This window comes from Tenacibaculum sp. FZY0031 (assembly GCF_036350695.1).
Taxonomy (GTDB): domain Bacteria; phylum Bacteroidota; class Bacteroidia; order Flavobacteriales; family Flavobacteriaceae; genus Polaribacter.
The window spans coordinates 439,845-454,083 of sequence record NZ_JAZDVY010000001.1 but is presented as its reverse complement, the minus strand read 5'-3'; the positions used below and the strand labels follow the sequence as shown (position 1 = coordinate 454,083).

The window sequence follows — 14,239 nt, the reverse complement described above, 5'->3', positions numbered from 1 at the left end:
AACCTAATTAGGTTCTCTTTTTGTTTATACTTGATTGTTTTTTGCCATAGGTAGAACTCCAAAACGTTGTTTGTATATTTTAGAAAAATGGGTGGTATGTAAATACCCAACTTCTAAAGCCAATGTCTTTAATAAAATAGTTGGATTTTGCTCAAGTAAGTCACGTGCCTTTTGCAATTTAATTTCGGTAATAAACTGATTTGGAGTTAGGCCTGTTTTTGCTTTTATTTTTCGATTTAAAGAACTTCTTGAAGTACTAAAATACGCTACAATATCGTCTTGAGTCATTTTTGGGTTTGAACATTGTTTATAAACGAATTTTTGTATATCAATAATCCAATGGTTATTCTGATCTAATTCTTTTTTAGATATATTATTTCTTTCAATAAATTGTGCTCTATTTGCATTATTGTGTAGTGCATTTTGTATTCGAATTAATAGTTCTTCTTTTTCAAAAGGCTTATTAACATAATCATCAATACCTAAGCGTAACACATTTAACTTACTTGTAGAGTCGGTACGTGCAGTTAGCATTAAAATAGGAACATAGATTTCTTGTTCTTTAATCTTTTCAATTAAAGTTAAACCATCCATTACGGGCATCATATAATCTGTTACCATAAAGTCGATTCTTTCATTAGATAGAACATCTAAAGCTTCCTTTCCATTTTCTGCTTCAAAACAAGTATATTGATTTAAAATTTTTTTTAAGTAAGCTCGCATCTCAAAATTGTCGTCAACGATAAGAATAGCATAAGGTTTTGTTATCTCTGAGCTGGTTACTTTTTTATGAGTAAAGGATTCTTCATAGGTATGTTGTACCGTTATTTCTTCTAAATTTTCTTTTGTGTTAATTTTTGATGTTTGAGGTAACATTATTGTAAATGTACTTCCTTTTTTCAATTCACTTTCTACAATTAACTTCCCTTGATGTAATTCAATGATTTCTTTACTAAAAGCCAATCCTACACCGCTACCACCAGCTTTATTAATATCATTTTTAACTTGATAAAAACGGTTGTATATTAAATTAATATCTTCCTTAGCAATTCCAATACCAGAGTCTTTGATAGAGATGATAATTTGTTCGTTTAGCTTGTTTAAAGAAACTGTAATGTTTCCTTTTTTAGGAGTGTATTTAATAGCATTAAGAATAATGTTATTTAACGCTCTTTCTAAAAAAATAATGTCAGATGATACCCAGCACTCATTTTTTTCTTTTTTAACAGTGAAAACAATTTCTTTTTGGTTGCATAAAGGTTCAAAAGAGGTATAGAGTTTATCAATTAACTTATTTATTAAGTAGGGAGTAGGTGATATTTTAAAATTAGCTTCCTTCATTTTAGCTAAATCAAGCACATCGTCAACTATGTTTTTAATTTTATTGACTTGTTTGTTTAGGCGGTTTTTAATATCAAAACCTTCTTTTTCGTATGCAGATCCCTTTAAAAGTTCTAATTGGTCTATTTCACCTTTAATTAAGGTAAGAGGAGTTCTGATTTCATGAGAAACATTGATGAAAAACTGAGATTGAAATTCGTTAAGTTCTTCCAGCTGTTTTCGTTGGTTTTCGAGGATTTCTTCACTTTTAGTGTTCACATTTTTGAAATATTGTACTAGGAAAAAGAAAATGATAAACTGAACTAAAATAAGTATTGGTGAGCCAAAAGTACCTTTGGGGTAAATAGGGAAAATATGAATAGGAATAACAAATAGTAAATAAGATATTATAAAAACACTGTAAAGTAAGTACTTATTGTTTGTGAATAATAATAAAAAAACAGGAACGACTATATAAAAGTACTCAATATAACCACCTCTTTCAGCAAAATTACAAAACATAAAATTACTGTATAAAATTAGAGAGAAAAATAGTATTCGTGCAGCTTGAAATTTATGTTTAAATTGTAAAAATAATGTAACTACTAATCCAATAATACTACCACTATGTATAAAAACAGGTAAAGAAGAAGTTCCTTTGTTAAAAATATCTTCGGAGATTAAAACGAGTTCAATTAAAAACCAGTTGGAAATAAAAATATTGAGTAATCGAACCCTTTTGCGTTCAAGCTTTGAGAGCTTATCAGTAACTCCAATATTAGTTAAATTATTATATAGTTTAGCTATTTTCTTATAAAACATCCCTGTCAAATATATTAATCTATTATGTATACAGTCCTATTTTATGCAATAAAAAGTCAATTTTACTTCCTAAACCAGTTTTTACTAGGATTTAAGTGGTTTATTATTAGTTTTTTATGTTTTTGAAACGATAATGAGTATGATTGAAACAATATTGATGTTGATATAAATCATATTTGCAACATATAAAAATTAATAATATGTATACATTAAACATTGTAAACAATTATATGTATGATTGTTTCTTTCAAAATCGAGAAACAGGAAAAGATTATATAGTAAACCATCATAATAAATCAAAAATAGGCAACTTAGGGAACGGTTATTTAGAAGTTCCTGGAATGGGAGTTGTTAATTTTATTGATTTGGCAGCTACAAAAATAGCTGGATATAATTACCCTGAAGAACATTGGGGAGTTTTAATAAGAACTCACAGTGTAGAAGGGTATTATCGTTATGAAGGAGGTGGAGAATTGACTCTAGAAATAGATGAGTTCGGTGGGTATACACTTTCAACTTCAAATGGAACAATGATTATGATAAGTCTACCTGAGTTGACCATAAACTAAGATTTAAAAACTACAAATTCTATTTTACTAGAAATATTTACAGGAAACTTTGGCTCAAGAGTATGGGTACAATGCAACAGGTAATTATTATCCGTTTCAGGAAATTAAGTGCTTTTTAATTTATTAAGAACCTCTTATTTAGGTTTAAAGTATTGTATGGCTCTGGCGAGAATTTATCCATCAAGATTATAAACTTGCATCAGTTGTTAATAATATCTTCAATAATAACTCAAAAGGTTGCTGCTCTAGCAACAGCATCTGGAAGAGTAGAGTATAAAACTTTGGTTACCGATAGAAATAATGTAAGTAAAGCCGACTTAGAAGATAAAAGTAATTATCTGTATGGTGAAGCACACCAAGCCATGTCAACTATGGTATTTATTAACTTAAGCTTATTGGTAGCTGACCCAATTATTGGTGTGGCAAAAGATGCTACTGTATTTGCACAGCAAGTAACTTTTGACTATTATATTGAAAACTTAGGTGATGTTGACCTATCATCATTAAGTTTAAGTGATGATTTAGATGCCGTTTTTGGTACTGGAAATTATACAGTAATTAGCCAACCTAGTTTTATTGATAACTCAGGAACAATTAATTTAAATACAGATTTTAACGGAAATATAAACACGCAAATATTAAGAGAAAAAATGTACTCTTAAGCTATATTTTATAATTACTTAAAAAATAAAACAGCCGCAATTAATATTGCGGCTGTTTTATTAGGCCACATTTCTATAATATAATTCATCCATAATATCTTTTGATCCCTTGCCACAAAAAAGTAAATTCTTTTCTTTTTTTAAAGAAAACTGATACGCCTCGACTATTGAGTTAACCCCAAGAGTATCAATATTGGTAATGTTACCTATGTCAACAACAATGTTTTTATATTTCTTGATAAAAGAATAAATCATTATTTCAAAAAGCTTCACATTAGCTACGGTTAAATCACCTGATATTTTTAAATAGTTATCAGAACTTTTAATTTTGAACTCCATAATACATCGTTTTAAATTTATACACTAAAATTATGAGGTATTTTGAAGAAAAATAAGGCTATTTCGTTAGCATTCAGGTTTCTATCGTTGGTTGGTTAATGTAGATGGATGAATAAATAGCTGAGTGAATAGGTTGAATTATTCTTTATTACTTTCAATAATTTCAAAAAAGCTAAAAACATTACCTCCATAGCGTTTTTCGTAGCTATAAAAAGGGTGCTGAGATAAATCTGTGTGTTTAGAATGCTCAATTATTAAAAGACCGTCTTCATTTAATAAATTACGATTAAAAATTATATCGGCTATTTTTAAAAACTGACTTTCCTCAAAGTTATAAGGAGGATCAGCAAAAATAACATCCGTTTTAAGAGGTGTTTTTTCTAAAAACTTATATACATCACTCTTGTAACTATTAATAGGCATGCCTAAATCTTTTGCAGTTTGATTAATGAATTTTATACACGCATAATGAGCATCAACCGCATAAATAGCTTCAGTACCTCGAGAGGCAAATTCATAGCTTATATTTCCTGTTCCAGCAAATAAATCCAATACCGAAATATTTTCAAAGTAATAGAAGTTATTTAAAATATTAAATAAAGACTCTTTTGCCATATCGGTTGTTGGTCGTACAGGCAGGTTTTTAGGAGCTGTAATTCTTTTACTTTTATATGTTCCAGAAATAATTCGCATTAGGCTATAAGTATAAAATTAGAATGATTCGAAAAATCTTCACTGCCTGCAAAAAAACTATTTACAGGGTTCATAAAGTGAATATTTCGAATGTAGGTGTAAGTAATAGAGTATATATCTGACTCTTTTTCAATATCACCGATAAAAGTCAATTGGAAAGAGTTTGGATCCATTTGTAGCTGTTCAGCGGTGAAAAGAATATAATAGATAAAATCTTCTTTTGTATTGTAAGAAAATGAGTTGTAAAACAATAATTTACCTTCTTTGCAAACGACAATATCTAAATGAGAAGAAGAAACATGCACAAAAAATTGTTCTTCAGAATCGTTTTCAGAATAAGTAAGTAGCTTATCAATTAAAACTGTTGAATGATGTTTGTATTCAAATTCCCCAAAATTTTGAAAAAGATAGTTGTTAATATTTACATAAGGTATGTAAACTGTATTAGCAGCTATTATAGTATGTAAATCGTAAGTAATAAAATCTGTTTTTAGTGTTTTTACATCGTATTTTAAATAAGGAACTAGATTGTTTCTATCAAAAAGTTTGTTAGGAACTAATGTAGCTAAATTGTTTTGGTGAATGGCAAAAACAGCTGTAAAGTCTTGTTGTAAGTCTTTGTCAGTATCAAAAATATACATGATTTTATCTAGTAACAGTTCTGGGGAAGCGATAGAACTAGTAAAGGTATATTCAGTAAAAAGAAGAGTTTCTTTTGTATCTGAGTTAGAGATACAAAAAGAAAATCCATCCAAACTAAATTGGATGGATAGACTTTTATGCTGCGCAAAAGCGCTATTTTTTTTACTCTTTTTTTGCAATTGCTTCACCTTTATCGTAATAAGGAGGCCAGTTACCACCTACAGTTACTTCAGTTAAAGACCCAACAGAAACAAATTCACCTTTAATTTGATCTGTTTCAATAGCTTCTAATTCTTGTTTTATTAAAGAAGGGTTCATTCCTTTTAAGATAGGTTTCTTAGAAACTTTAGCCTCAAAAACAGGAACTTCTAAACCAGCAACTTTTTCAACTCTACCTGTAGCTAATTCAAATTGCTCTTCTGTACCCGGTACAGCAAACATAGTAGCATACTCTTTACCTTCAAAATATTTTGATACAGGCTCATATCCTACAGTATCAACAACTTTAACAGAGATGTCTTTAGTAATACCACCACCTAATTCAACCGTTTTTTCAACGTTTTTAGTTTCAGTAATAGCTAATTGACCATTTTTAATAAAGGTAAGTAACGTATCTTTATTGTTGGTATATGTTCCGTAAACTTCTTTATATTTTACTTCAGCGTCTCGAATCAACTTTAAATTCTTAATAACTTTAGCATAACGTACTCTCTTGTCTTTGTTAAAATTGATAGGCTCCATAACACCATTATAAATTTTATATACTAAAAAGACAGTTGCTCCTAATAGTAAAATAGAGACTAACCATCTCATTTTTAGAGGAACAAACTTAACAACAAGTAATGCTAAAAGAACTGCAACTACAACAGCTGCTAAAATCATTAATAATAAACTCATTTTTTTAATTTTTAATGTATGATATTCGCAAATCTACAATTTTTTTTCAATGATGAAAATAATTATTTATAAATAGACTTATCTTTGAATATTATTTGAAATATGATACAAACTGCTTCGAAATTTTATAAAGAAATACTACAAAAGTTCCCATATACTCCTACAGAAAAACAAAATGAGTTATTAGATGTCTTAACAGACTTCATTTTTTCAGATGACAATCGTGCTTTATTTTTATTAAAAGGATATGCAGGAACAGGAAAAACAACTATAATAAGTACTGTTGTACATAATTTATGGAAGATAGGTCAAAAAGCAGTTTTATTAGCACCTACAGGGCGTGCAGCTAAGGTAATTTCAGGATATTCTAACCGACAGGCATTTACAATTCATAAAAAAATATACTTTCCAAAAAAACAAAGTAGTGGTGCTGTAAACTTTGTAATGCAACCGAATAAGCACACCGATACACTTTTTATAGTAGATGAAGCTTCTATGATTTCTGATGAAAAGCAGAACGCTAAACTATTTGAAAATGGTTCTTTATTGGATGATTTAATCTCGTATGTATACTCAGGAAAAAATTGTAAAATTATTTTTATAGGGGATACTGCACAGTTGCCACCCGTAAAATTAACTATGAGTCCAGCTTTAGAAGCTGACAAACTTTCGTTTGAATTTAATAAAGAAGTTACCGAAATTGAGTTAGACGAAGTGGTTCGACAAGAAGAAGGCTCAGGTATTTTGGCGAATGCAACCGATTTACGCTTATTAATTCAGAACGATTCAACACATTTTCAGTTTGATGTAAATTATCCTGATATTATTAGATTACAGGACGGATATGATATACAAGATGCTATAACAATGGCTTATGATGGAGATATAGGCGTGGAAGATACTGCTATTATTGTACGTTCAAATAAGAGAGCTAATCAATACAATCAACAGATAAGAACTAAAATTCGCGGACAAGAAAACGAGATTTCTACAGGAGATTACGTGATGGTGGTGAAAAATAACTACTATTGGTTAAAAGATTCTTCGTCTGCTGGTTTTATTGCGAATGGTGATATTTGTGAAGTAATGCGTATCAATTCAATTAAAGAATTATACGGATTTAAGTTTGCCGAAGTAGAAGTTCGTATGATTGATTATCCTGATATGAAACCTTTTGAAACCGTTTTACTCCTAGATACTCTTAGTAGTGAAAGCCCGTCATTAACATACGAAGAATCAAACCGTTTGTATGAAGCTGTAAAGGAGGATTTTGCCCATGAAAAATCAAAGTATAAGCAATTTATGGGAGTGAAGAAAAATAAGTATTTCAACGCACTTCAGGTAAAGTTTTCATATGCTATGACTTGTCATAAGTCACAAGGGGGGCAATGGAAAACAGTGTTTATAGAGCAACCATACTTACCAGATGGAGCTTCAGTAGAATATTTACGTTGGTTATATACGGCTGTTACGCGTGCACAAGAAAAATTGTATTTGATAGGTTTTAAAGACGAGTATTTTTTAGATTAAGGAAGTATCCATTTTCTTTTTAGTTAAATAGACTTTACCAATGAATATGTTAGCATTTTGTTAATGTGTATCGTACTTTAGTTAAAAAAGTTACATTTGTGTAGTATTCAAACTATTAAAAATGCACAAAAAAGTACTTTTATTACTGTCTTTTTTATTGATTTCACTAACAATAAATGCACAAAAACCACAAAAACTTACTTCAAACCAGATTTACGAGAAAGTTCAAAAACTAAACTTTCTGGGTTCTGCACTATACATTGCAGCACATCCAGATGATGAAAATACTCGTTTGATTGCTTATTTATCTAATCATGAAAAGGCAAGGACAGGATATTTGTCATTAACACGTGGAGATGGAGGGCAAAATTTAATAGGTCCTGAAATGCGAGAACTATTAGGAGTTATTCGTACGCAAGAATTATTAGCAGCAAGAGGAGTAGATGGAGGAGAACAACGCTTTTCAAGGGCTAACGATTTTGGTTACTCAAAGCACCCTGATGAAACGTTGAAAATTTGGGATAAGGATAAAGTACTTGCCGATGTAGTTTGGGCAATTCGTACTTTCAAACCCGATGTAATCATTAATCGATTTAATCACAGAACTCCAGGAACTACGCATGGGCATCATACTTCATCAGCCATGCTAAGTGTTGAGGCCTTTGATTTGGTTAATGATAAAACGAAATATCCAGAACAATTACAATACACCGATACTTGGAAGCCAAATAGGTTGTTTTTTAATACTTCTTGGTGGTTTTATGGAAGTGAAGAAAAATTTGCCAAAGCTGATAAAAGTAAAATGCTAAGCTTTGATATAGGAACGTACTATCCTTTAAAAGGATTGTCTAATAATGAATTGGCGGCAATTGCAAGCAGTCAGCACTTATGCCAAGGGTTTGGTCGATTAACTACTAGAGGAACACAAACAGAATATGTAGAGTTTTTAAAAGGAGATTTTCCTAAAGATAAAAAAGATATTTTTTCAGGAATCAACACTACTTGGAATAGAGTAGAAGGTGGAGGAGAAATAGGAGATATTTTATACGATGTTGAACAAAATTTCGATTTTCTAAATCCGTCAAAACATCTTCCAGCATTAGTAGAGGCCTATCAAAAGCTTGAAAAATTAAAAGACAAACATTGGAAAAAGATAAAAACCAAAGAGTTAAAAGATATTATTGAAGCCTGTGCAGGTTTGTATTTAGAAGCTTCTGCAAAAAGTTCTAGTACAACACCCAACAGTACGGTAGAGGTAGATTTTGAAGTGTTGAACAGAAGTGGAATTTCGATCGAGTTATCTTCTTTAAAAATACTTCCAGAAAGTAAAAAAATAGTTAAAAATTTAGACCTAGCGAACAATGAGAAAAAAACATTTACAGAAACTATTTCTGTGCCTCAAATTTCTTATTCATCACCGTATTGGTTGCAAAAACCTTGGAGTTTAGGAATGTATACCGTAGAAAACCAGCTATTGATAGGGAAGCCAGAAACTCCGAGACCCGTTCAAGTACAATTTGATATAATGATTGAAAATCAATTAATTTCTTTCGTTAAACCAGTAGTATATCGTTATTCAAAAAGAGATAAAGGAGAGGTTTATGAGCCTTTTGAGGTGTTGCCTAAAGTAACGACCAAACTACTGAACAAAGTACTAGTTTTTTCTTCAAATAACTCTCAAAAAGTAACTGTTGAAGTCCGTTCAGGAATGAAAAACACAAATGGAACAGTTACTTTAAAAGCACCAAAAGGGTGGACTGTTACCCCTAACGAAGCAAAATTCTCCATAGCTCAAAAAGGAGATATTCAATTGATTGATTTTATGGTTACTCCAACACAAAAAGAAGTAGAAGGAGTATTGAAGGCTATAGCAACAGTTAAAGGAAAAAATTATGATAAAGAATTGATAGAAATCAATTATAGTCACATTCCAAAGCAATCCGTATTATTACCATCACAGGCAAAGGTTGTACGTATGGATATTCAAAAGAATGGTACTAAAATTGGATATATACAAGGTTCTGGAGATGCAATTCCTGAAAGTTTACAGCAAATAGGTTATGAGGTAGTAGAATTGAATGTAAACGAAATTAATGGTAATTTAGAGCAGTTTGATGCAGTAGTTGTTGGTATTAGAGCCTATAATACAATAAAAGAGTTGCAGTTTAAACAAAAGTATTTGTTAGACTATGTAAAAAACGGAGGAAATGTAATTGTACAATACAATACCAATAGAGGGGTAAATGTGCAAGCGCCATACAATTTACAGTTATCTCGTGATAGAGTTACCGATGAAAATGCAACTGTAACATTCTTAGCTAAAGAACATTCGGTTTTGAACTACCCCAACAAAATTACAGAAGCTGATTTTAAAGGATGGGTACAAGAACGCGGATTGTATTTTCCTAACGAGTGGAGTTCAGAATATACCCCAATTTTATCAATGAACGACAAAGGAGAGTCTGCTAAAAAAGGAAGTTTGTTAGTGGCTAAATACGGAAAAGGAAATTACATTTATACAGGGTTAAGTTTCTTTAGAGAGCTGCCTGCAGGTGTTTCTGGAGCTTATAAGCTTTTTGCTAATTTATTGTCAGTTAAAGAAAACACTACAGATGAGAATTAAAGTTTTATCAAATACATAAAATAAAATAAGCAAGGTTTAAAACCTTGCTTATTTTATTTAAAAAGATTAATAGAAACCGTTGCCAATTCCGAGTTTGGAAATTTTCTAAACGTATTTTTATCGTAAGTCAACCCAATAGCTTCCATAGCATTCATGTATTCATCCAACTCAATAATGTATTGATCAGAATAACCATGCGTAGCATCATAGGCGGTAGCCGCTGTTTTTCCTAAGTTTTTAGCAACCGACTCTGGTTTTGAGGTATGTAATTCAATAAGTAACAAACCAAACTTACTGATATACGGTTTCCACTTGGTAAAATGTTGTTTTAAAGACTCGACTACTAGGTTATTGTTTAAGCGTTTTCCTCTATATGCATAAGCTCCTGTTGAGCTTGTAATGGCCAAATTATTAACAGGAACAGGCTCTTGCCAAATTCTGTTGTGATCTAAAAAGGTACGAACATTCAATAAGTCAGAAAGATTGATTCCGTACTTATCTTGTAAATCTTCTGATAATGCTTTAGGGTTTCCAATATCTCCCCAAATTACTTTCGCCCAGATATCTGCTTGTACTAAGTTTTTACGAGTAATTTTTAAGGCTGCTTCGTTATAATCAACCCCAATTAGTAAAAGTGGATACTCTTCCAAAATTGCGCCTCTTTTGGTTTGGTTTTCGATTACATTAAATAAATGTTTTAGAAAAGCACCATTGCCACAACCAACATCTAAAATGCCTTTGGGCTGCTCGTTGATAGGTTTATTAAATAAGTTGATGATGATTTCATCAATAACCTTAAAATAGGTTGAGTGTGCACCACCACTTCCCCAAACATTCATCTCTCTATCTACATGGATTTCGTCATTTCCAATTTCGGAAGTTCTAAAAATATCAGGATTTCCGAAAATAAGTTTATCAAGTTTTCTAAGCGTAGGGATGTAAGATACAGTGACTCCATAAGCACTTGCTCTTCGAGCAAAGAATAAGCCTTCATCGGTAAACTCATATGAGTCTTTAGTCTTGGAAAACCAACCTAAACTAGTTAATAGATTGAGTAGTCGACTAAAATTATCAGCATCTTTATGAAATTCATCGGCGCTAAATTTTGTTTGCATAAAGTACTTATGAAACATACCACTCATTCCTAACAATACTGTTGTTGGTCCTACAATAATTCCTTCAATGTGAGTAAGAATTTGTGTTAGAATTTCTCTTTCTTGGGAAGTTATAGGCAGTTCAATTCCGAAGTTATTTGTAAAGTTTTTATAGAGTTTTTCAAGCTTTTCAAAAGGTTCAATTTCAAATTTTCTAGCACTGTAGTTCTCCGAGAACTTCAATAAAGAATAAGCATCTTCATAGAGATGAAAATATGAAAAAGCAATTGTTGAAGCTTTATTGGTTTCAAATTGTACGGTGTTTTGTGTGTTGTTAACATTTTGAACCAGCCAACCTTGAGAACAGAGTGTTCTTAAAGCAACGTTTAAATATCCATCATTCACTTTAAAACGATTGGTGATTTCAGATAAACTGACAGACTTGTGATCTAACAAATATTTTGTAATTCCTTTTTCGTGCAAGGTATAGGCTGCGGGGCAAGTTACAATTCCATCTAAATGCCGAAACAACCTACTTCTTAATGCAGATTTTTCTTGTTTTGTTAACATACAGGGAGATTATTTGTCTTAAATATAGTTATTTAAGTTCATAAGAAGTCTATTTCGTTTTAAGTTTTTGAGAGTTATTGGTAAGTAAACATGAAAGAAGTAACCTGAATAGAGTTGGAGTTAGCAGACTCTTTTTTTTGTTCAAGGCAATTTCCTTTGTAGTCTTTAGAGAGACATTCAAACTTGATTGTATTTACGAGATTGTTGTCTTTATCAGTAACCAAAATTTTATTAAGTTTACTGCTGGTATATTGATATTGTTGCGTGTAAAACGTTGAAAAATTATCTACTATTTTATCAATCAATCCGTTTTTGGTGTAATGCACAATAACTTCATTTTGTTTGTACTGCTTTTGAGTATAACAACTAATACGTTCTCGTTGATTGGGTTTCCAGCGTGTTTTACAATAATAAGGAAGTTTGTTAGGATATGAGCGTTTTTCAAACCAAAGGCGTTTTTCAGTTTGTTCAATAATATTGCCTAGGTTATCAGTGGTTTTTGATGTTTTTACACGTCCGTTTTTAGTAAAGTTTAAGGTTTTAGTGTTAAGTAGTTTTTTTTGATTGTTTTCGATTACGTATGTTTTTTCGATAATCTTCTTAATTTCACCAGAGAAACCATGCTTTTTTAAATATTGTTTAGAAGCACAAGACTGAAGTATGCCAATAAGTAAAAATAGTAACTTTTTCATTTTTAATGAAATTAGGTACTATAATATACTAAGTTTTTTTAGAATTTGGCTATGTACAAACGAATAATAGTCTTGATATTGAGGAAGTAATAAGTTTTCGTAGTTTTTGGTATGCAGTATTGTTTCTAAGCTAAATAGCTTTAAGTCTGCTACTTCCTCTTCTTGAAGTTTTAATTCTTGGACAGGAACTGTTAATTCGGAAATAAAGACATGATGAAATTCATTATCGATAATTCCATTCGGGTGAGTTACCATGTGCTTTCGAGTGCCTATTTTATGCAAGTTTTCAGGAAGAATATCAAAACCTATTTCCTCTTTAATTTCTCTGATAGCAGCAATTTTAATGTCTTCACCAGCGGCTATATGACCGGCTACAGAAATATCCCATAAACCGGGAAATACCTTTTTGGTAAGTGCTCTTTTTTGAAGTAGTATTTGTTGATCGGTAGTATATAGCCAAACATGAATAGTAGGATGGAAGTAGCCTTTTTTGTGAGCCACAGATTTTAAACAGGTTTTTCCTGTATAGTTTCCGTTTTCATCAACAATGTCTATCAGTTCATCCATGTTTGTTTTTTGTGTCAGTTCGAGTAGTTTTTCTTTTATTTACAAAGAAAAACTGTATCGAGAATTGATGGTTAAGACATCTCGATACATTTTCTTTCAGAAAATCACTCGATGTGACTGTTTGTTATTTAAAATAAGAGAAATCTTCTCCGTCTTCAATTTTTAATAAACTTTCGTAAATCATTTTAATTACGTTTTCAACATCTTCACGGTGTACCATTTCAACCGTAGTGTGCATATAACGTAAAGGCAATGAAATTAAGGCAGAAGCAACACCACCATTGCTATATGCAAATGCATCGGTATCGGTTCCTGTAGCTCTTGATAGGGCAGAGCGTTGGAAAGGAATTTTGTTGGTTTCGGCAGTTTCAATAATTAAATCTCGTAATTTTTGTTGTACCGCAGGAGCATACGCTACTACAGGACCTTTACCTAATTCTAAAAGACCTTCTTTTTTCTTATCAATCATAGGTGTGGTAGTGTCATGTGTTACATCGGTAACAATTGCCACGTTAGGTTTAATGGTTTGGGTAATCATTTCTGCACCACGCAAACCAATTTCTTCCTGGACTGAATTGGTAATGTACAATCCAAAGGGTAATTTTTTCTTGTTTTCGTGTAGTAAACGGGCTACTTCAGCAATCATAAATCCTCCCATTCGGTTGTCTAATGCACGACAAACAAATTTATTTCCATTCAAAATATGAAACTCATCTGGATAGGTAATAACGCAACCAACATGAACTCCCAGACCTTCAACTTCTTCTTTGGTACTGCAACCACAATCGATAAAAATATTATCTGGTTTTGGAGCTTCTTCTTTGGCTTTACTACGTGTGTGAATTGCGGGCCATCCAAAAACACCTTTTACAATTCCATTTTTAGTATGAATGTTTACAATTTTACTAGGAGCAATTTGATGATCACTTCCTCCGTTACGGATTACATAAATTAAACCATCGTCAGAAATATAGTTTACATACCAAGAAATCTCATCAGCATGTCCTTCAATAACTACTTTGTATTTAGCATCAGGGTTTATAACCCCTACAGCAGAACCATAAGTATCGGTAATGAACTCATCAACATAAGGTGTTAAATAGTCCATCCATATTTTTTGCCCTTCCCATTCATATCCAGTAGGAGCAGCATTATTCAAGTATTTTTCTAAAAAGTCGATAGACTTTTTATTTAAAATAGATTTATCAGCCATAACTTA

The 14,239-nt window shown here is 31.4% G+C and carries 13 protein-coding genes; 4 read left to right on the top strand and 9 right to left on the bottom strand.

Going from position 1 to position 14,239, the window contains the following annotated elements:
• Positions 1 to 24: 24 nt before the first annotated feature.
• Positions 25 to 2,142 (bottom strand): response regulator, encoded by a 2,118-nt coding sequence (locus V1T75_RS02135; protein ID WP_330486909.1) that lies wholly within the window; start codon positions 2,140 to 2,142, stop codon positions 25 to 27.
• 200 nt (positions 2,143 to 2,342) lie between these two features.
• Between V1T75_RS02135 and V1T75_RS02130 the strand changes: the two genes are divergently transcribed.
• Together V1T75_RS02130 and V1T75_RS02125 are read left to right on the top strand one after the other, a co-directional pair.
• Complete coding sequence (locus V1T75_RS02130) at positions 2,343 to 2,711, top strand: hypothetical protein (RefSeq protein ID WP_330486908.1); 369 nt, start codon at positions 2,343 to 2,345, stop codon at positions 2,709 to 2,711.
• Positions 2,712 to 2,914: 203 nt separating this feature from the next.
• Entirely contained in the window at positions 2,915 to 3,373 is a 459-nt protein-coding gene (locus tag V1T75_RS02125) for a hypothetical protein (RefSeq protein WP_330486907.1), read from the top strand.
• A gap of 60 nt (positions 3,374 to 3,433) precedes the next feature.
• Here V1T75_RS02125 and V1T75_RS02120 read toward each other — a convergent pair whose 3' ends face one another.
• The 4 genes from V1T75_RS02120 to V1T75_RS02105 all read right to left on the bottom strand — a co-directional run bounded on the left by V1T75_RS02120 (position 3,434) and on the right by V1T75_RS02105 (position 5,944).
• Complete coding sequence (locus V1T75_RS02120) at positions 3,434 to 3,712, bottom strand: STAS domain-containing protein (protein WP_330486906.1); 279 nt, start codon at positions 3,710 to 3,712, stop codon at positions 3,434 to 3,436.
• Positions 3,713 to 3,850: 138 nt separating this feature from the next.
• Positions 3,851 to 4,405: an RsmD family RNA methyltransferase gene (locus tag V1T75_RS02115; RefSeq protein ID WP_330486905.1), complete on the bottom strand. Its 555-nt coding sequence runs from the start codon at positions 4,403 to 4,405 to the stop codon at positions 3,851 to 3,853.
• Positions 4,405 to 5,235: a DUF3822 family protein gene (locus tag V1T75_RS02110; RefSeq protein WP_330486904.1), complete on the bottom strand. Its 831-nt coding sequence runs from the start codon at positions 5,233 to 5,235 to the stop codon at positions 4,405 to 4,407. The genes V1T75_RS02115 and V1T75_RS02110 overlap by 1 nt, the downstream gene beginning before the upstream one ends.
• Positions 5,210 to 5,944, bottom strand: coding sequence for a hypothetical protein (locus V1T75_RS02105; protein ID WP_330486903.1), 735 nt, complete (start codon positions 5,942 to 5,944; stop codon positions 5,210 to 5,212). Before V1T75_RS02105 ends, V1T75_RS02110 begins: the two co-directional genes overlap by 26 nt.
• A 102-nt stretch (positions 5,945 to 6,046) precedes the next feature.
• Here V1T75_RS02105 and V1T75_RS02100 point away from each other — a divergent pair, with 102 nt between their 5' ends.
• Positions 6,047 to 7,474, top strand: coding sequence for an ATP-dependent DNA helicase (locus V1T75_RS02100; protein WP_330486902.1), 1,428 nt, complete (start codon positions 6,047 to 6,049; stop codon positions 7,472 to 7,474).
• Positions 7,475 to 7,595: 121 nt separating this feature from the next.
• Entirely contained in the window at positions 7,596 to 10,097 is a 2,502-nt protein-coding gene (locus V1T75_RS02095; RefSeq protein WP_330486901.1) for a PIG-L family deacetylase, read from the top strand.
• A gap of 53 nt (positions 10,098 to 10,150) precedes the next feature.
• Here the strand turns inward: V1T75_RS02095 and V1T75_RS02090 are convergent, their stop codons facing one another.
• The 4 genes from V1T75_RS02090 to V1T75_RS02075 all read right to left on the bottom strand — a co-directional run bounded on the left by V1T75_RS02090 (position 10,151) and on the right by V1T75_RS02075 (position 14,233).
• Positions 10,151 to 11,761 (bottom strand): class I SAM-dependent methyltransferase, encoded by a 1,611-nt coding sequence (locus V1T75_RS02090; RefSeq protein WP_330486900.1) that lies wholly within the window; start codon positions 11,759 to 11,761, stop codon positions 10,151 to 10,153.
• A gap of 74 nt (positions 11,762 to 11,835) precedes the next feature.
• Positions 11,836 to 12,453, bottom strand: a complete 618-nt coding sequence (locus V1T75_RS02085; RefSeq protein WP_330486899.1) for a hypothetical protein — start codon at positions 12,451 to 12,453, stop codon at positions 11,836 to 11,838.
• An 18-nt stretch (positions 12,454 to 12,471) separates the two neighbouring features.
• Entirely contained in the window at positions 12,472 to 13,020 is a 549-nt protein-coding gene (locus tag V1T75_RS02080; RefSeq protein ID WP_330486898.1) for an NUDIX hydrolase, read from the bottom strand.
• A gap of 124 nt (positions 13,021 to 13,144) precedes the next feature.
• Positions 13,145 to 14,233 carry a M42 family metallopeptidase gene (locus V1T75_RS02075; protein WP_330486897.1) on the bottom strand — a complete coding sequence of 363 codons (1,089 nt, stop codon included), beginning with the start codon at positions 14,231 to 14,233 and terminating at the stop codon, positions 13,145 to 13,147.
• Between the last annotated feature and the right edge of the window lie 6 nt (positions 14,234 to 14,239).

Excerpts from the sequence above, each read along its gene's own strand:
- V1T75_RS02090 (WP_330486900.1), bottom strand. The coding sequence starts at position 11,761 with ATGTTAACAAAACAAGAAAAATCTGCATTAAGAAGTAGGTTGTTTCGG.
- V1T75_RS02085 (WP_330486899.1), bottom strand. The coding sequence starts at position 12,453 with ATGAAAAAGTTACTATTTTTACTTATTGGCATACTTCAGTCTTGTGCT.
- V1T75_RS02105 (WP_330486903.1), bottom strand. The coding sequence starts at position 5,944 with ATGAGTTTATTATTAATGATTTTAGCAGCTGTTGTAGTTGCAGTTCTT.
- V1T75_RS02115 (WP_330486905.1), bottom strand. The coding sequence starts at position 4,405 with ATGCGAATTATTTCTGGAACATATAAAAGTAAAAGAATTACAGCTCCT.
- V1T75_RS02075 (WP_330486897.1), bottom strand. The coding sequence starts at position 14,233 with ATGGCTGATAAATCTATTTTAAATAAAAAGTCTATCGACTTTTTAGAA.
- V1T75_RS02130 (WP_330486908.1), top strand. The coding sequence starts at position 2,343 with ATGTATACATTAAACATTGTAAACAATTATATGTATGATTGTTTCTTT.
- V1T75_RS02135 (WP_330486909.1), bottom strand. The coding sequence starts at position 2,142 with ATGTTTTATAAGAAAATAGCTAAACTATATAATAATTTAACTAATATT.
- V1T75_RS02080 (WP_330486898.1), bottom strand. The coding sequence starts at position 13,020 with ATGGATGAACTGATAGACATTGTTGATGAAAACGGAAACTATACAGGA.
- V1T75_RS02120 (WP_330486906.1), bottom strand. The coding sequence starts at position 3,712 with ATGGAGTTCAAAATTAAAAGTTCTGATAACTATTTAAAAATATCAGGT.
- V1T75_RS02095 (WP_330486901.1), top strand. The coding sequence starts at position 7,596 with ATGCACAAAAAAGTACTTTTATTACTGTCTTTTTTATTGATTTCACTA.
- V1T75_RS02100 (WP_330486902.1), top strand. The coding sequence starts at position 6,047 with ATGATACAAACTGCTTCGAAATTTTATAAAGAAATACTACAAAAGTTC.